Source organism: Alteromonas sp. KS69 (assembly GCF_003989595.1).
Taxonomy (GTDB): domain Bacteria; phylum Pseudomonadota; class Gammaproteobacteria; order Enterobacterales; family Alteromonadaceae; genus Alteromonas; species Alteromonas naphthalenivorans.
Genome location: NZ_PYHU01000049.1, coordinates 67,628 through 84,852 on the forward strand (window position 1 = coordinate 67,628; position 17,225 = coordinate 84,852).

Annotated in this window: 18 protein-coding genes; 13 read left to right on the forward strand and 5 right to left on the reverse strand. The window is 44.1% G+C overall.

Features of this window, described 5'->3' with window-relative positions:
* Position 1 precedes the first annotated feature (1 nt).
* Positions 2-427 carry a hypothetical protein gene (locus tag C7Y69_RS20600; protein WP_013786474.1) on the forward strand — a complete coding sequence of 142 codons (426 nt, stop codon included), beginning with the start codon at positions 2-4 and terminating at the stop codon, positions 425-427.
* 42 nt (positions 428-469) lie between these two features.
* Here the strand turns inward: C7Y69_RS20600 and C7Y69_RS20605 are convergent, their stop codons facing one another.
* Positions 470-1,426 (reverse strand): alpha/beta fold hydrolase, encoded by a 957-nt coding sequence (locus C7Y69_RS20605; protein WP_126874020.1) that lies wholly within the window; start codon positions 1,424-1,426, stop codon positions 470-472.
* Positions 1,427-1,564: 138 nt separating this feature from the next.
* Between C7Y69_RS20605 and arfB the strand changes: the two genes are divergently transcribed.
* The 4 genes from arfB (at position 1,565) to C7Y69_RS20625 (ending at position 4,794) form a co-directional block, all read left to right on the forward strand.
* Complete coding sequence (gene arfB, locus C7Y69_RS20610; protein WP_126874021.1) at positions 1,565-1,978, forward strand: alternative ribosome rescue aminoacyl-tRNA hydrolase ArfB; 414 nt, start codon at positions 1,565-1,567, stop codon at positions 1,976-1,978.
* A 150-nt stretch (positions 1,979-2,128) separates the two neighbouring features.
* Complete coding sequence (locus C7Y69_RS20615; protein WP_013786471.1) at positions 2,129-2,806, forward strand: hypothetical protein; 678 nt, start codon at positions 2,129-2,131, stop codon at positions 2,804-2,806.
* A 174-nt stretch (positions 2,807-2,980) separates the two neighbouring features.
* Positions 2,981-3,628 carry a hypothetical protein gene (locus C7Y69_RS20620; RefSeq protein ID WP_126874022.1) on the forward strand — a complete coding sequence of 216 codons (648 nt, stop codon included), beginning with the start codon at positions 2,981-2,983 and terminating at the stop codon, positions 3,626-3,628.
* Positions 3,629-3,789: 161 nt separating this feature from the next.
* Positions 3,790-4,794, forward strand: coding sequence for a hypothetical protein (locus tag C7Y69_RS20625; RefSeq protein ID WP_013786469.1), 1,005 nt, complete (start codon positions 3,790-3,792; stop codon positions 4,792-4,794).
* A 29-nt stretch (positions 4,795-4,823) separates the two neighbouring features.
* Here the strand turns inward: C7Y69_RS20625 and C7Y69_RS20630 are convergent, their stop codons facing one another.
* Positions 4,824-6,179 (reverse strand): S8 family serine peptidase, encoded by a 1,356-nt coding sequence (locus C7Y69_RS20630; protein ID WP_126874023.1) that lies wholly within the window; start codon positions 6,177-6,179, stop codon positions 4,824-4,826.
* Between the two features lie 252 nt (positions 6,180-6,431).
* Here C7Y69_RS20630 and C7Y69_RS20635 point away from each other — a divergent pair, with 252 nt between their 5' ends.
* From C7Y69_RS20635 to C7Y69_RS20645, 3 genes are read left to right on the forward strand one after another with little or no spacing between them, the layout of a single operon-like run.
* A complete protein-coding gene (locus tag C7Y69_RS20635) occupies positions 6,432-6,920 on the forward strand; it encodes an RNA polymerase sigma factor (protein ID WP_013786467.1) in 489 nt (162 codons plus the stop codon).
* On the forward strand, positions 6,917-7,765 hold the full coding sequence (locus C7Y69_RS20640; RefSeq protein WP_126874024.1) for an anti-sigma factor: 849 nt from the start codon (positions 6,917-6,919) through the stop codon (positions 7,763-7,765). Before C7Y69_RS20635 ends, C7Y69_RS20640 begins: the two co-directional genes overlap by 4 nt.
* Entirely contained in the window at positions 7,755-8,282 is a 528-nt protein-coding gene (locus tag C7Y69_RS20645; protein WP_126874025.1) for a CC0125/CC1285 family lipoprotein, read from the forward strand. Before C7Y69_RS20640 ends, C7Y69_RS20645 begins: the two co-directional genes overlap by 11 nt.
* Positions 8,283-8,389: 107 nt before the next feature.
* Here the strand turns inward: C7Y69_RS20645 and C7Y69_RS20650 are convergent, their stop codons facing one another.
* A complete protein-coding gene (locus tag C7Y69_RS20650; protein WP_126874026.1) occupies positions 8,390-8,581 on the reverse strand; it encodes a CsbD family protein in 192 nt (63 codons plus the stop codon).
* A 217-nt stretch (positions 8,582-8,798) separates the two neighbouring features.
* On the reverse strand, positions 8,799-9,578 hold the full coding sequence (locus C7Y69_RS20655) for a siderophore-interacting protein (RefSeq protein WP_126874027.1): 780 nt from the start codon (positions 9,576-9,578) through the stop codon (positions 8,799-8,801).
* A gap of 409 nt (positions 9,579-9,987) precedes the next feature.
* On the opposite strand from C7Y69_RS20655, the gene C7Y69_RS20660 reads away from it, so the two are divergent.
* The 5 genes from C7Y69_RS20660 (at position 9,988) to C7Y69_RS20680 (ending at position 16,217) form a co-directional block, all read left to right on the forward strand.
* Positions 9,988-10,221, forward strand: a complete 234-nt coding sequence (locus tag C7Y69_RS20660) for a hypothetical protein (protein WP_013786462.1) — start codon at positions 9,988-9,990, stop codon at positions 10,219-10,221.
* Positions 10,222-10,908: 687 nt separating this feature from the next.
* Complete coding sequence (locus C7Y69_RS20665; protein ID WP_013786460.1) at positions 10,909-13,494, forward strand: efflux RND transporter permease subunit; 2,586 nt, start codon at positions 10,909-10,911, stop codon at positions 13,492-13,494.
* A gap of 1 nt (position 13,495) precedes the next feature.
* Positions 13,496-14,410, forward strand: coding sequence for an outer membrane lipoprotein-sorting protein (locus C7Y69_RS20670; protein ID WP_013786459.1), 915 nt, complete (start codon positions 13,496-13,498; stop codon positions 14,408-14,410).
* Positions 14,411-14,415: 5 nt separating this feature from the next.
* The gene (locus C7Y69_RS20675; protein ID WP_013786458.1) at positions 14,416-15,924 is read left to right on the forward strand and encodes a hypothetical protein; all 1,509 of its coding nucleotides are present in this window, start codon (positions 14,416-14,418) and stop codon (positions 15,922-15,924) included.
* Positions 15,925-15,998: 74 nt separating this feature from the next.
* Positions 15,999-16,217, forward strand: coding sequence for a DUF2892 domain-containing protein (locus tag C7Y69_RS20680; protein ID WP_013786457.1), 219 nt, complete (start codon positions 15,999-16,001; stop codon positions 16,215-16,217).
* 70 nt (positions 16,218-16,287) lie between these two features.
* Here C7Y69_RS20680 and C7Y69_RS20685 read toward each other — a convergent pair whose 3' ends face one another.
* Positions 16,288-17,118 (reverse strand): 5'-nucleotidase, lipoprotein e(P4) family, encoded by an 831-nt coding sequence (locus tag C7Y69_RS20685; RefSeq protein ID WP_013786456.1) that lies wholly within the window; start codon positions 17,116-17,118, stop codon positions 16,288-16,290.
* Positions 17,119-17,225 lie beyond the last annotated feature (107 nt).

Genomic DNA, 17,225 nt, shown 5'->3' on the forward strand with positions numbered 1-17,225 from the left:
TATGATCCATAGCACCTATCCACCCAGTGTTGTTATAAAAGCTTTCACTTGGGCTTACCAAGAAGTTGGCTTGAATCAAGCGGAGGCTGCTGATTTACTTGGCGTTTCTGAAACATCCCTATCGCAAACAACGCTACTTGGGTTCGAGCATGGCACGACAGAGTATCGTAGACAGCTCTCTTTCATCCGTATGTATCATTTACTCATTGCGTTGTCAGAAGGGGACAGTGCGTCCATGCAAACATGGTTTCAGCAATACCAAAGTGAAATAAAAACCACGCCTAAAAACTTGTGTTTTACATCAGATGGGATTGAAAGAGTCACTGATTACTTACGAGAGCTAAAGCAAACTGTTGAGCTAAGACCAAGTCTGTCACATTTACGAAGTGCTAACGCGAACTCTACCGCTAGAGTGGTTACGCACTAAAGGCAATAATTTGTGCGCTATTAGATGAAATGCTTAACACGATTAAGCGAGCTCGCCCTGAGCGTCTAATTTGTTCACTTTGTTTATGAAGTTAAAGCAGGCTTCAGGCTGAGTGTTAATTATCATATGACCCGCATTGGGGATAATTTCAGCCATGCTGTTGGGAAGCGATGTAGCAATATATGACATATGCGCATCGGGAGATAAGATAGCGTCTTGTTCACCATACAAAATACCCACCGGGCAGGAAATTTTTTCGTAATGTTCAAACTGTTTATACAAGCTTTCCGTTGATGCTACCATGTCACAGCTAGCTTGATAAAAACTCTCTGAATGCAGCGCTAGCGCCCCACCGCTTTCAATTCCAAAGTTCGAGGGTACCCGCTCTGGGAAAAAGATTTGAGCGACTTGTTTCTTTCCAAAAAGTATACGCAGCGGCGCGGCCAATGTACGACTGATAACCCTGCGCAACCCTTGATAAGGAATGTACAGCATAGATAATGGACCTGGTCCTTTCGTTAAGGGCACGGTTAAGGGGCAAAGCAGCGAGACAGATTTAATTTTATCCGGTGCGTCTAGTGCCATACGTAAAGCAATAGCGCCTCCCATAGAGTGCCCAGCGACATAAGCGTCACGTATGTTTAACTGCGACATCCAATCTAAAATAGTGGCGCTTTGGACGTTGAAATCTGCTGGTATGTTACGATGACGAGTAGAAAAGCCACTTCCAGGGCGGTCAATACTGTATACGGTATGGTGCTTAGCTAACTGATTCGCTAAGGCTGTAAAATTAAGCGCATTACCGGCCAGTCCATGAATAAGAATAAGGGTAGGGCCTTGCCCTTGTTTGGTGTAGTGAATTTTTTCATGCTGCACATTTAAAAATTGGCCTGGTGGACGGAAGTTTTTTTCGATTTTTTTATCGATATGCTGAGTGAAAAGCCACGACGCCAGTAACAGGCAGAAGATAAGTGCGACAATAATATAAATGACCACCACAATATGTTTCCTTTATTAGCGTAATTAGTAAGCTAATAAGAAATGAATAAACAGTCAATGTAAGCCTTTTTCCATGGGGCTGGGTGCAACGCATAAACTGTCAAATAATTTACAAGTGAAGAATATAACCGTTAAGCTATGATTACGATTACCCCTACTATTACGCTAGAAGATAGCGACATTGAAATGCAAGCCATCAGAGCACAGGGTGCCGGTGGGCAAAATGTCAATAAAGTGAGCAGTGCTATCCATCTGCGCCTTGATATACCTGCCTCGTCTTTGCCGCAAGAGGTAAAAGATACGCTGCTAAATACAAAAGACAGCCGAATTTCTAACGATGGCGTGTTTGTGCTAAAAGCGCAGAATTCTCGAACCCAAGAACAGAACCGGGAAGATGCTATTGTGCGTTTGAAAGCGTGGATAGTCAGTGCCACCAAAAAACAAAAACCAAGGAAGGCAACCCGCATGAGCCGTGCGGTAAAAGCAAGACGCGGCGAGGCCAAAAAGCAACAAAGTGTGAGAAAGTCTATGCGGAAAAAAGTGGATATTTAAGCGACTTTAGCCTAAAGTATAGCTCTTCAGCGACGTCGTTTCGTGAAATGAATGGAACATTCTACGTATTAATGAGTTAGATACGAAAAATATACGATTAAAGAATACGTTTTGCGCTCAAGCTGTTGTGGATATTAGGGAATTTCTTCAATGACACGGTCTGACATTATACCTATGGTACTTTTCGCTGCCATCGTTGTCTCGCTTGGGATAAATACGCCACAAGCCGCCAACGAAATTATCGCGAAACTCTTCGGTAAAACTATTTCAAATAGCGAACTACAACCTAGCCAAAGTGATGTAGATCGCTTCCAGTCAATTCTTAGTGACAAATCTGAAGTTGAGATCCGTAAACTTTTAGCTCAGCGTGCGTTAGGCACTAAAATTAGCGAATCTGTTATTGCTGACTTTGCCGACGAGAACAATATTGAGCCTTCAAATAGTGAAGTTGAGTCTGCTTACGCGGTTATAAAAACCTGGACAGTCGATTTAAGCCACAATGCTGAATACTCAGATGAAGAAGTTGAACGTTATCGTTTAGCCATGGCAGAAGGCATGGCTAAGAGTTGGAAGGTGTCTAAGTCACTGTATGAAACCTTTGGTGGAGACGTTGTTTTCCAGCAAAGTAATCCGCTTACCCCCGTTGGTGCCTATAAGGATTTGTTCGAGCAATATCGCTCACAAGGCGAGTTTGTCATTTACGATCCTGTTTTCAAAGCGGCTTTTTGGGAGTCGGTAAGAATGCGTTACTCTAATGTACTTCCTCAAGAAAATATTGATTATTCATCACCTTGGTGGGAAGCTGGACTCAATGCCTCTGGTGATTAAGATGTCTTCATTACGCTGTTTTGTATAGCTTTTTTAGATTTTTGAATTAAATGAAACACCCCGCCTAAAGCGGGGTGTTTTTGTTTGTGGAAAATTTTTTATCGCTTGTTGGGAATAAACTCTGAGGTTCATTCGTTATTTAAGTGTCTTTGATGAAAAACAGGAAATAAACGAATGAACAAACTACATACTGCTTTAATTGTTGCACTAGGTCTTACTTCAAACGTGGCGCTAGCTCAGGCTGTCGATACATCTGTTTCAGTGTTCAATAGCACCCAAGCTTCAACCAATGTATCTGGTGAGCAAGCAAGTGCTACTCAGTCAATGTCCTCACAAACTTCAGCTTCTGCAAACGCAGATGCACAGTCAAATAGTGTTACAGAAACTGAAGCTAGCAGCGAAACGCAAAACGCAGACCAGGCTGATGCTACTGCCACTACTAACGACACATCAGAAACATCTGATGCGGCAAGCGGCGAAATGCTTACTCAACTTACCAGTGCCCAAAGTGCTCTAGTAGGCAGCGGTGCGGCAACGCAAACCATTGCTTCTAATGCTGCAGGCGCCTTAGATATTACCGCTTCAACTGCCACAGATATGGTATCAGGCGCCGTTGATAGCAGTGTTTCGCAGGCGGCGGATGTCAATGCCATAGTCTCCTCAACACTTACCCAATCAGTTGAAGCGGTAGCGCAATCGCAGGTTGAAGAAAGCGTGGCTAGCCAGGTATCTGGCCAAGTAAGTGGGCAAATCGAAAATACGGTTTCCACCACCGTTGAAAACACGGTGAGCGGAAGTATTGCTGGCATTTTGAACCAGTAAAAGTCACGCGGTTCAAGGTAATAGACGAATCTTGAACCGCCGCCACCTCTGGTTATTCCAATAACTATGAAGGTTATATAAACAAGGGGGGCGCTACTCCCAGCCCCGCCCTTACTTCCATGTGTTAATTCCGTGAGCATTCGATTTAGTAGGACACCTGCATGAGCCTTAAAACCTCCACATCATTATTAAGCGTATTAAGTCTATCTATTGCATTAAGCTTAATTGGCAAAATTGCCATGGCGAGTCAGTCAGAAAACAGCGCAGAAACTGACGGACACAAGTTGATAAAAGTGACTGGAGAAGCCTATATCGGTGCTCATCACGACTCAAATGTGAACGTTAGTGAACTTGATACGAATACCGACACATCCGACTCAGCAATTAAAGGGAATGCGAAGCTTAAGCTAGCGTTAATGCCTACCGATAAATGGCAATTCAGTGCGTCTGCACAGCATAGTGAAACGCGCTACAATGCACTGTCGAATTTTGACCTAGCTATCACTACCTTGTCGGGCGAGGCGAGTTACCAATTGTCTTGGACTAAAATTGGCGTTCATCACTATTACGCAAATGCTGACCTTGATAACAATGCTTTTCTCACTTACCAACAAAGCGGTGTTTCATTGGCCAACAGTGCGTTTACGCAAGGTTACTGGCGATTAAGTGTCGACACCATCGATAAGTCGTTTGAATCGGTGCCAGAGCGCGACGCCGATGCGCTATCTAGCCGCATTGACGGTTTCTGGTTTTTTAAAAACCAAAGCTTTATGCAATTGGGCGCGAAATATCAAAATGAAGATGCCTTGAACCAAGCGTTCGACTATTCCAGCTATGGTATTGACGCCAGTTATGCTTACCCCGCCAGCTTGTGGGGTAGCGCACTCGATATCAAGCTCGGTTATGAAATGGAAAACAGACACTATGGTCAAGGTAGCCTAAGCAGCGAGCCTACTGCTTCAGGAGCACCTTTCAGTGAGTTTGAACAACAAGGCGGCAGGCGACGAGAGGATGATAGGCATGTTTTCAAAGCGAGCATAGAATATGCTGCTATGGAGAACGTAGATTTTATCGTAAGCACGCAATACAAAGACTATGGTTCAACCTTAGTATCGGCAGACTATCAAGAAACCATTGGTGAAATTGGTGTTAGATTTCATTTTTGATAGCACAATAGCATTCACTGTTGATTTAACTAATGGAGAATACCTACGCCAAAAACCGGGTCTCGTCCCGGTGCTCCAGCATCTATAGCTTGGTCGCGCAATGTGACTAACGCTTGGGCTGGATTTGAACTAGCGCGAAATAGACAGGCATAGCGGGCTGAAACAAAAGGCGTTGCCATCGATGTGCCGGTCTCACGGCTAGTCGTACCATCTGGATGTGCGACTTCTACTGAAACACCGCTGGCCGCAAAATCAACATAGTTACCTTGATTGGCCCATCGATAGATAGCGTGGTTATTGTCTACTGCTGTTACCGCAATAGTTGACGGGTATGCCGCGGGAAACAAAGGCGGAGAGGCTGGTCCTTCGTTTCCAACTGCTGCAATAATTTGCACCCCTTGCTCACTGATTTTTTGTATAACGTTGGCCAGTACCGAGTTTTCTGGCCCTGCTAAGCTCATATTAATAACATCAACCTGTTTGGCGACTAAATAGTTGAGACCATCAATTAATGATAATAAGGTCGCGCCCTGACTAATACTGTTTCGCGTATAAAAGACGCTAGCGTTATAGAGTTGACTTCCTGCACGCATATTATCTGCCAATAAGCTGGCTACTGACGTACCGTGTACTTGGGTAGTTGGTAAAGCTTGTGGAAGAAAAGGCTGTTGTTCAATAACAAGGTGTTCCAGTGCTTTGTGGTTTTGCGCAATGCTGGTATCTATCATTCCAATACGAACAGGTATTTGGCAAACGCCTGGTTTATCAGTAGTTGTAATGTTAGCTAGCATGTCTTGGTTGTTGTTTTTGATTTTAGCGCTTTCTGCTGCGCCCATGCCTTGCGTTAAATAAATATGATTACGACCTACTTGCGTTTTTAGTGTTTCCGGTAAGCTGTTTCTTATTTGAGACAGTTCATCGAGGCTAGTATTAACCTTTAAACGGTAAATCCATTGGTCTATAGCGGCTAAATGGCGAGACGATTCAATGGTGATGTCGGGGTGAGAAAAGTGAGTTTTGTCAGCCTCGCTACCGACAACTAACCATTCTCTTTCCAATGCTAAAAATCCATCAGGGGCTTTTACTTCTTTTAGTACAAGAGTGCCTGAAGGCGAGGCAAGGCTTAGGGGCGATGGAACAGAAAATTGCGGGGCAGGTATGTTAGCTAAGGTGTCAAACCTACTTTCAACACCTTGTGTTACCTGAGTTTCAAGCACATCTCGCACGGTGCCTACATCAACGGGCACGCTATCAATGATAGGCCTGACGGGTTCGATTATTTGACGGCCAATAGTTAACTGGGCGCTGGCATTTAAGCTTAACACGCTGCCCATTGTAAATATTAAGCCGCCTACTACGCGCTGACAAAGCGATCTGCACTTCATAATTTTACCTCACTTGCTTTGCGACTAAACCCATACAGGCATCACCGGGCCCAGCGTGCTTGTTACTCACCGCGAAGGACTCGGTCAACCTATCCATAAATAAAGCTGGCATAAAACGTGCCCTTAATGATGGGATAACCCTTTTCTCGTACTTAATTAACGTTTGGTGATGTAAAAAATTCCCGTTCCTTGGGAATAAATCACGGCATCAAACGTTAACTAGGTATAAAGCATGATTTCATAGGAAGTTGTATGAAAGAAGAAGTGACTGAACTCGTTCCATCATTAAGAAAATTTGCGTTTTCACTTACCGGCAATATACATGATGCTGATGATTTACTGCAAAATACGATTGAGAAGCTACTGACTAAACCTTTGCCACAAGATGCCACATTAATGGCATGGGCATTTCGAGTTTGCCGCAATTTATGGATAGATGAGTATCGTGCGCAAAAAGTAAGAACAAGTGCGGCGGTTAGCCCTGAATTGCAGGCTAAGGATGAGGCGCATTTGGATGAAGCCCTTTCAGGTGGTATTACGCTAAAGCAAGTAAGTAAAGCCATGGGGGAATTACCCCCAGAACAACGAGAGACCTTGTCACTTATTGCTATACAAGGAATGAGCTACGCAGATGCTTCAGAGGTACTTGAGGTGCCTGCTGGGACTATTATGAGCAGACTTGCTAGGGCAAGAAGCAAACTCAGTAATATGCTAAACCCACAACAAGAGGTGGTGTTATGACAATATCTGACGAAATGCTTTGTGCATTCTTAGACGCAGAACTTAGCGATGACGACATGGAACATGTCAGAACTGCTATTGCCAGTGATCTTGCACTGTCAGACCGCTTAGCGTCTTTAGCGCAGGTAGACATGATGGTGAAAGCAGCGGCTGATGCTGCAACGCAAAAACCTTTACCTAATAGCGTAGTGGCATTACTTGCAGATGATGCGACCTCAGAAGCCTATCTTGAGCAAGCAGATTTCGACTCAGACCATGTAAGTGCAAGCCAGGCAAGTGAGAGCATGCCAAGCAACGTTACTTCGTTTAATCGCAAAGCCCAAGACGCTAAACGTAGTGGGAAGTGGAAATTCCCTTTATCGTTAGCGGCTGGAGTGGCGTTAGTGGCAGGGTTAACCTTGATGCAATCAGAGTATACAGACCCCCTAGATCCTGCTGGCACTTCGTCAACGAATAACCATTGGGCGAATGTATCTACAGCCCTCGATAATAATTTAACGGGTGAGATGATGGTAACCGATGCGGGCATGGAGATAGTGCCACAACTGTCGTTTATGAATAAACAATCACAGTTGTGCAGACAAGCGCAGATACAAGGTGAAGATGAACTGAATATCATGATTGCGTGTAAAAATGAACAAGGCATTTGGCAACTTCACGCGAGTAAGCTGATGACAGCGGGTCGCAACAAAAGTGAGTATCAAACGGCAAGTGCCAATAAAGTACTTGATGAAGAGATAGATTTGTTAATGGTATCGACGCCATTAAACAGAGAACAAGAGCAGCAAGCTATTAATCATGGATGGCAGTCTAAGACTGCCGAAGGAGTCGTTTATGAAAACTAAATTTATAGCGTTTCTAGCAGTAATGCTAATGGCGGGGTGCGCGAGTCAACCCGATTATCGACAGGCATCTAATGGTGGTTTTGGGTATACCGAAAGTAAATTAAGTGAAACCCAATACCGCGTTCACTTCAAAGGTAGAGGGTCTGATAAGAGTAAGGCTATGGACTATGCCATGTACCGTTCAGCGGAGCTGACCTTACTGAAAGGGTATGATTGGTTTGTAGTAACCGATCGGGAAACCATGGTAGATAAAGAGCGCGTACAAACATCACCTCAGGTTGGCTTCAGCCAACGCTATGCGCGGGTAACTGAATGTGGCGTTATTACTTGTAGAACGTCTTATCATCCTACAACCCAGTTTGAATCTGGCATTTTCGTAGGTGGTTCGCAAAAGAGCGAAATCGAAAGTATTTTGAATATTGAGATGGGAAAAGGTACACGGCCCACGTCGGCCACCAGTTTTGATGCAAGAGAAATTAGCAACAACTTAAAACCTGATACGGAATCTTCACCTTAAGCACTTACAAGGTGCTTAGCCCTAACGGTTAGGTTGTGTTATGTATAAAAAAAGCCCCGAATGGGGCTTTTTTTGTGCTGCAAGCCGTTAAGGCTTAGGTAAAGTGCCTAGTTGAAATGGTTATCCACTTCTTTTTCGGCTTCTTCACGGCTCTTGCCGTATGCTTGCTGAATTTTACCTACTAATTCTTCACGACGACCATCTATTACGTCTAGGTCATCATCGGTAAGTTTACCCCATTGCTGTTGTACCTTACCTTTCATTTCTTTCCAGTTGCCTTCGATACGATCATTGTTCATATGTTGCTCCTTTAAAAAGAATAACCGAGTGGTTATTGTGAACTGCACTTAATAAGTAGCAATCCCCATTCCAAACACTAACATTATGAATAATATAGTTTTTTGTGGTTTATGAACAAAGGGCTATTGCCAGCGCTCTGCATTATTTACATGGCGCTGAAAGTCATACAGGGTTTTATGATTATGCGGCACAATAAAATGATAGCTTCAATACTCATTAAGCAAGTTGCTTCGCAAAGGCTTCAACATCTTGACGCTTATCTATCTTATGCTGGTCTTCACTGCGCCCTTCACGCCAATAGCTGCTAATGTACACTTGGCTGTGGGGCACCTGTTTTTCGTCCTTAAGCCACGAACGAATTTTTCTCATTTGAGAAAATTCACAGGCAACCCATACAGCAGGGGTTCCTTGTTGCCAGTCAATACGCTGCAAGGCGTCAGACAATGTTGCTTCTTTTTTAGATACCCACTTAATCGATACGCCTTTAGGCTTTTCTAGCGTGGTAGCATCGGTTTCATGTTCAATAGCTATAACTGCAATGCCTTTAGTATGGCTAGGAAGTGCTTGTAAATAGTTTCTAATACTGGGCAGCGCTGTCATGTCGCCTGCGAAAAGTACCCAGTCATAATTCTCTGCTAACGCTTTACTGCTACCAGGGCCTGCAATAGTTAGCTTGTCACCTTCTTTTGCGCTTAGCGCCCATGCGGCGGCGGGGCCAGTTACTCCATCTTTTGCATGCACTACCATATCAATGGACATTTGTGCTTTTTGTCTATCGAAGCTGTTTATCGTGTAGGTACGCATAGCAACGGGTTTATCTTTGGCAGGCTGAACGACAGGGTCACCATTTAAATCAAAAAGTAACTTAACGTAAGCGCCAGGGCGAGTTTCTGGGAAGTCTTCTAATGTAGCGCCGCCAAGGACAATACGTTGCATGTTTGGTGTTATACGGAAAGACTCGATAACTTCAACAACACGAGGTGCGGGTTTAGACATGATTTTCTCCAAATACGACAGTGGGCATAGCTTATTTGATAATAGTTCTCATTTCCATTTCTAAGAGTGGGATGAAATCTAGCTAATAATTCTGGTTTTTAGAAAAGTAGGCCGTATTACGAAAGAGAGGATATTTATTATAGGCAAAAAGAAAGGGGCTAAAGAGCCCCTTAAGAAAAACACAACATAACTTGGAAAACACATTTACACTTCACAAAGCCAACACACTAAATGACTCCATGTATTAGTAAGAGCGGTGAAATAAAGAAAAGTTCAGCAAAATATAAAAATAAATAAAAAGTTTTTAAAATATTTATTTCCAGAGCCTCTTTTATCATAGGTTTAGTGGTTTGAAATAAAGGTAAGACCCTAAAATAAAAGGTAAAAATATAAACTGACAGGCAAAAAAATGCCCGCCAAAGGCGGGCTAAAATCAGAGGTATATAAAAGGCCGGGAAGGGCCTTAGAGGGGAGAGGCATGCTGTCGGGTGACAGCACACTAATAATATCGATGACATTACTAGTGTTCCTCGATATGGCTATTGCTGAAGGCGTAATGCCGGGTCAACAGAGCCAAATAAGTTACAATCCTTTGTTGCACATGGACATCAATGTCTGTGCCAGTGATGTGGGCATCCAGTAGTAATCGCGATGAAAGCGCTAGCTACTCTGCATCCTGCAGGCCTTTACGACTTAATCCAAGTCGCCATCACACTCAACTGGCGCAAAAACAGATAATCGGTCATTCACGTCAACAACTTCCTTAAGCAAATCAACTCACTCCGTGGTGATTGCTTTGTCGACATCAATGTCAACCTTGCTCGTCATCAAGACGCATCCTTTTTCAACATCCGTGTTGGCGTTAAACGTATTTAACTTTCCGATAAACAACAGAGCGACGTTAACCTTGCTATCAATCCTTGCATCCCTGGCCGACGAATTTCCTTTTACGTCCAATGTTGTCAGCCTGCGCAGATAAAGTCTGTAATGTCATGGTTACCTTCGTGGTAACGGTATGCCTTCCTAGCATCATGTTTACGTCTGTTGTTATCCGTTAGTCTAATTAATGCCAAACTTGTGCCAAAATTTAGCGTCGTTTAAATATAATAGTAAATTATTGATATAAATCTATTTTATTCTAAATTTAAAACGTTTGGCATTAATTGGGCGTATGTTTAAAAAAAAGGGTGGGAAATTTTTTCCTACTGTCGTGTCGTTTCTTACCGAATGCACATACACAATAACAATCAGTGTTACCTTGCTTGAAAATATGCTTGTTTACTGTTCAATATATAATATAATAAAAATCTAATATATTAAGGTTTTTGATATGAAATTAGCAATTGATATGCTTTTGCATGTAAGCACGCACAAAGGGCGATGGGTTTATTTTTTTCTCGCCGTGATAACGGCATTTGCCGCTTTTCAAATGCGGTTAATTCAGATTGATACCGATCCTGAAAACATGTTGGCGGAATCTCATCGTGCTCGTACCTTTCATAATGAGGTAAAGCAAACCTTTTCCATGCACGATGCGATAGTGGTTGGTTTGGTGGTGCCGGAAAAGGGTGCCAAAAGCGATGAGGCCATAAGCGGCATATACACGCCAGACGCCTTAGCAGCCATTCACCAAGTGACTGACCATGTACTGGCTATAGAGGGTGTTATTAGCCAAGACGTCATGTCGTTTTCAACAGTAGACAACATTAAGCAAGGTAGTGACGGGAGTCTTGAGTTTTCATGGTTAATGGCCAGCCCACCTGAAACCGCAAGCGCAAGTGCTGAACTACAAAAGTCTATCGAAAGGCTGCCGTTACTGTACGACACGCTGGCTGCGTCTTCAGGTAACGCTGCTGCTATTTATATCCCTATTGCCGACAAGAATGAAAGTTATCGCATTGCCCAAGATATTCGCGCTTATTTAACGAATGTTGACACGGCAGGCCAATGGCACATCACAGGCTTACCTGTTGCTGAAGATCAGTTTGGGGTAGAAATGTTTGTGCAAATGGCTATCGCTGCACCTGCGGCTGGTGCCATGATTTTTATTCTTCTGTTCTTATTTTTCAGAAATTGGTCGCTTATTACTGCGCCCATGATAGTGGCGATGGCTACAGTTATCATTACCATGGGTGCTCTCATTGGCATGGGATTCACTGTGCACATTATGTCATCCATGATTGCTATTTTTCTCATGCCAATCGCGGTAGTCGACTCAGTACACATATTGTCTGAATTTTCCGACCGTTGTAAGCCAGGTGAAAATGCAGGTAAGGTGATCACTCACGTGGTTGAGCACCTGTTTAAGCCCATGCTGTTTACCTCACTCACTTCATCAGCAGGCTTTTTCTCTTTAATGCTAACCCCTATACCGCCCGTGCAGATCTTTGGTGCTTATATTGGCTTTGGCATTTTATTGGCATTTTTGATTACTCTTACGTTTATCCCTGCTTATATTTCCCGTATGTCGCCCGCGGCATTAAGCAAACTTCAAGTCGCGCTACATCAAAATGAAGAAGCAGATAATAATGAAGGCAGTACCACGTTACTAAAACGTACCGTTACTAAACTACGCTACATCGCGCTAAACCACAGAGCGCTGATTATTGCTGTATTTGGTGCAATTACCCTAGTATCAGCGTGGGGAATTACGCAAATTAATATCAACGACAACCCTGTGCGTTGGTTTAAACAAGACCATGAAATAAGGGTGGCAGACAGGGCCTTAAATGCAGAGTTTGCGGGCACGTACAATGCTTATTTGGTCATTACAGATACCAATAAAAGCATTGATGCTATCAAGGTATTAAATGAGGCAAATTTACCATCAAGTTTAGATGAATGGGTTGAGCAAACTCAGGTGTCGATAAACCAGAGCGACGATGCTAACAAAATGTCGGAACTTGCCATGCGTATTGATGATGCGCTATTTAGCAATCTCGACGATGATGAACTAACCGCGTTAGACAACTTATTGCAAGTCGTTGATGCCGCGAATGGGAATGCCAATACCTTCCAACAGCCCGCAGTACTTGCGCATATTGAGAAGTTACAAGCGTACCTAGATACTCAACCTTTAATTGGTAAATCACAGTCTTTGGTTGATGTAGTCAAAGTGGTGAATCGTGAGTTGCGCTCAGGTAATGAGGTAGACTACGCATTGCCCGCCAACAACCGAGGCGTGGCACAAACCCTAATGCAATATCAGTCTTCCCACCGTCCTCAAGACCTGTGGCATTTTGTCACGCCGGATTATCGCCAAACGCTGATTTGGCTACAGCTAACCAGCGGTGACAACCAAGATATGACGAATGTCATTTCGCTTGTTGAAGATTACTTTGCTAATAACCCACTACCAGAAGGGCTAAGCTACGACTGGGCAGGTAAAGCCTACTTAAATGTGGTGTGGCAAGAAAATATGGTAACAGGCATGTTGGAAAGCTTGCTTAGCGCCTTTGTCATTGTATTTGTGATGATGGTACTACTGTTCCGTTCTTTAGTTTTTGGCGTGCTCGCTATGCTTCCCCTTACCATCACGATTACCTTTATTTACGGGCTTATTGGCATTGTGGGTAAAGACTACGACATGCCTATTGCTGTACTTTCGGCGCTTACCTTGGGGTTATCTGTGGATTTCGCTATTCACTTCCTTGCTAGGGCGCGTGAAATCTATAAGGAAACGGGTAGTGTGCCAGACACCTTAGACGCTATGTTCGATGAGCCTGCCAGTGCAATAACGCGAAATGCGTTGGTGATAGCACTGGGCTTCACCCCTTTACTGCTAGCGCCGTTAGTGCCTTACATAACGGTGGGTGTTTTCTTGGCGAGTATCATGGCGGTTTCTGCCTTGGTGACTTTGTTGGTCTTACCCGCGGCCATGGTATTTTTAAAACGTTGGGTTTTTAAAGGAGCTTAATATGCGTAATTCAATGCTTCACATCACAAATGTTAATCGCGTTTTCTCTGGTATGGCACGCGCTAATACTCACATCAACACTAAAACCTCCAACTCGAGTGTTCGTGTTTGGTTAACGAGTATGTTGCTACTTTGCTTTTCTTTTGCCGCGGTGACTCCCGTTACCGCGAATGCGCAAGAAGACGTGGCGAGTATTATTGCGAAGTCAGAAAAGGCCGCCTATTACGCAGGCAATGACGGTAAATCAATGGCGCGAATGATCATCGTAGATAGTCAAGGGCGTAAACAAATGCGTCAGTTCACGATTTTGCGTAAAGACGTGCTAAACAATGAAGGTACTGAAAGCGGCGACCAAAAAATGCTGGTGTTTTTCAGCCGCCCAACCGAAGTAAAAGGCACGGTGTTTAGAGTTGAAAAGCACACCAACATTGATACCGATGATGATCGTTGGTTGTATTTACCGGCCCTTGATTTAGTAAAGCGCATTGCCGCTGGCGATAAACGCACCTCGTTTGTCGGTTCACACTTTTTTTATGAAGATGTGTCGGGCCGTGCAGTGTCAGAAGACAACTTCACTATGCAAAATACCACCGATACCCACTATGTGTTACGCGCAACGCCTAAAAGCGCCGGTAGCGTAGAGTTCTCTCATTATGTCGTAGAGATAGACAAGCAAACCTACTTGCCCACGCTAATCAACTTTTTCAAAGGAGATGATAATTACCGCCGAGTTGAAGCGGTATCAGTAGACACAGTTCAAGGGTACCCAACGGTAGTACGAAGCAAGGTGTCTGATTTAGCATCAGGGGGTTATACCTTAATGGAATTTCGCGGTATTCAGTACGATATTGCGTTGCCAGACAGCGTGTTTAGCGAACGTAGCTTGCGAGTGCCACCACGAGAGTTTGTGGAGTAATCGTGATGCGGGCAGCACAGCTTTTTTCAGGGAAATACTTTGTTAGCGCACTTTTTGAGGTCGGGCTACCGGGAATAGCGCTACTTGCAATAGTGCTGCTGGGAATAAGTGTTTCAACTCCGGTGTATTCACAAGCACTCCAGAATGAAATTGCACAAGATGTACCCGCTAAAACTGAACAAATCGACAACCCCGAGCCTGCTAGTGACGATAGTTTGGAAAATGAAGGGTGGGATGATAACAGCTGGGGCAACGAAGGTTGGAGTGACGATAATTGGGATAGCGAAGACTGGGGCGAGCAGGACAATAGCGCTACCGCTTACACCTTAAGTGGATTTGTCGAGTTAGCGGCAGGAAACCGAGTAGCTACTGACGCTGCCATTGATGCTAGCAGCACCTTACGAGATGCAAGAGTGCAACTACGCGCTGATTACGCGCTAGCAGCATCGAAACTTAGTTTTCGGGGCGATGCGTGGTACGACGGCGTTAAACATCAACGAGAATTTCAGATACGTGAGCTAGCATGGCAAGGCAATCTTGCTGCTTTGGGCCAATGGGGCAATGCTTTTGACCTGAAAATTGGGCAGCAAGTACTCACTTGGGGAACAGGTGATTATGTCTTTCTAAACGATCTTTTCCCAAAAGATTATCAGTCATTTTTTTCTGGCCGTGATGATGAGTATTTAAAAGCGCCCAGTGCTTCTATTAAGTTATCTGGGTATTGGGAGGCCATAAATATAGATGTTGTGGTGACACCAGAATTTGAACCTGATATCGGTATTACAGGAGAAGTCTTTTCCTTTTTTAGCCCCCAAGCCGATGAAAATATCGCGCCAGCGTATACCGTAAGTAATGAGAATACGCCTAGTGGTAGTGAAGTGGCGTTGCGGGCGCATCGCACATTTAGCAGCTCGATTGGGAGTATTGAGGCTGCGTTATACGGATATCGAGGTTATACCAAGCAACCCACCGCCGTAGATGAATTGGGTGCGCCGCGTTATAGCCGCTTAAATGCCATTGGCGCCAGCGTCGTTATGCCATTGGGTAAAGGGATTGCAAATGCAGAGTATGCGTATTACCGGAGTGTGGAAGATAGTGAAGGTACTGATCCATCTGTGAGTAATTCCCAGAGCCGCTTCTTACTGGGTTACAGCCAAGAAGTGATGGCTAATGTAACCGGCGCTGTGCAGTGGTATACCGAAGCCATTCAACATCATGATTCACTATTGACTCATTCACTCTACCCAGAATATGAGCAAGAAGCGTATCGCCATTGGGTTACAGGTCGTATTACATGGCAGGCGTGGCGACAAACCCTCACTATCAATAGCTTTCTATTTTATTCACCTACGGATAATGATGGTTATTTGAAAGCTAGCGCCAGCTATTCGCCGACTGATAAATGGCAGGTTCGAGGCGGAGTAAACCTATTTAGCGGCGAAGAAACACATACTTTCTTTGCTCAATTCGAAGATGCCAGTAACGTCTATTTTGCGTTTAGGTATTTTTATTAGTTTGCGCAGCAAACAAATGTAGTCGTAAATTTTGTACAAATTAACTGGGTGCGATTATTTAAGAGGAAATGATAATGTCTCAGGAAAAAGCATTGACCGCTTTTGCGGGCTTCATGGTGTTGTTGTCGGTTGTGTTAACCGTATGGGTTCACCCAAACTTTGTATGGTTTACGGTGTTTATTGGCGCCAACTTATTTCAGCAAAGCTTTACCGGCTTTTGCCCCGCCACACTTTTTTTTAAAAAGGTATTGGGGCTAAAAAGCGAAAGAGAGCTGGCTCAACAGCAAAACTAGTTTAACGATAAGCGAATTTAAATATTCGCGAAGGCACTAGTTAGGCTTAAGCGTTGATGGCTAGCTACGCTTACCAAGAACCATACATAGGGTTAGGCAAAATAAACAAGCTAGTGCCGACTTCAGGCAGTATCGCTGGCAGATAAGCATCTTCCTGCGTTACCCCTTGAAAATCTTCAATATTATCGCCAATTTGCATAATAATATTATGCGGTTTGTTCCAACCCTCACTTGCCGTGTCATTCGTGAGCGAGCAAGCTGGCGAGCCTTGCTTTACGGCATTACGACGGCGGTCTTTATCGTTCACAATGTACTTATGATCAACGGCCTCTTTGTCGGCAGGTAATCTGCCCATAATACAGGTGTTGCTTGGTGTAAGCGGCAAGCCCATGGCGAGCAAGTTATTCCACGTGTGGCTGTCTAAGGTTTTATCGCGGTTAGTAATAAGGGCAATTTTTCCACCTCTTTCAATCACGGTTGTTAGAAACTTATCTACACCGGGAACTAACGTGGCTTCTTCCCTTTTTATCCATGCGTTCCAGCTTTCGCTTGAATACCCCAAGCCTTTTGACTCACGCTCTTCTTGATAAAGGCTGTTATCTAGCACGGTTTCATCTACATCTAGCACGATTACGGCAGGCGTTTGCTGATTTTCAAAGGTTGCAGGCAGTGCGGCGGTAGCTTGCTTATAAACATAGGCGCTAAGAAGTGGATACTCTTTACTCTGGCGTTGGTATTTCACAGCGTTAGATAAAGAAAAAGACGCTTCTGGCGCAGCGTCCGCTACGCTGGTGTCAGCCTGTGGGGTAGTAACACAGGCTGATAGCGCGCTTAGCGCCAAACAAGACACGGCAATAGGTCGCAGTGCGGTCTTAAGAGAAGTCGAAGCAGTGGTAAACATGTTTATAGTCCTTGCTTGGCGGTAACGGTTTATCTTCGCCAATGAAAATTTTGATGCGTTACTTTGACACAAAACGTTCCGGCTTCAAAATAAAGGTAACTTGCCCG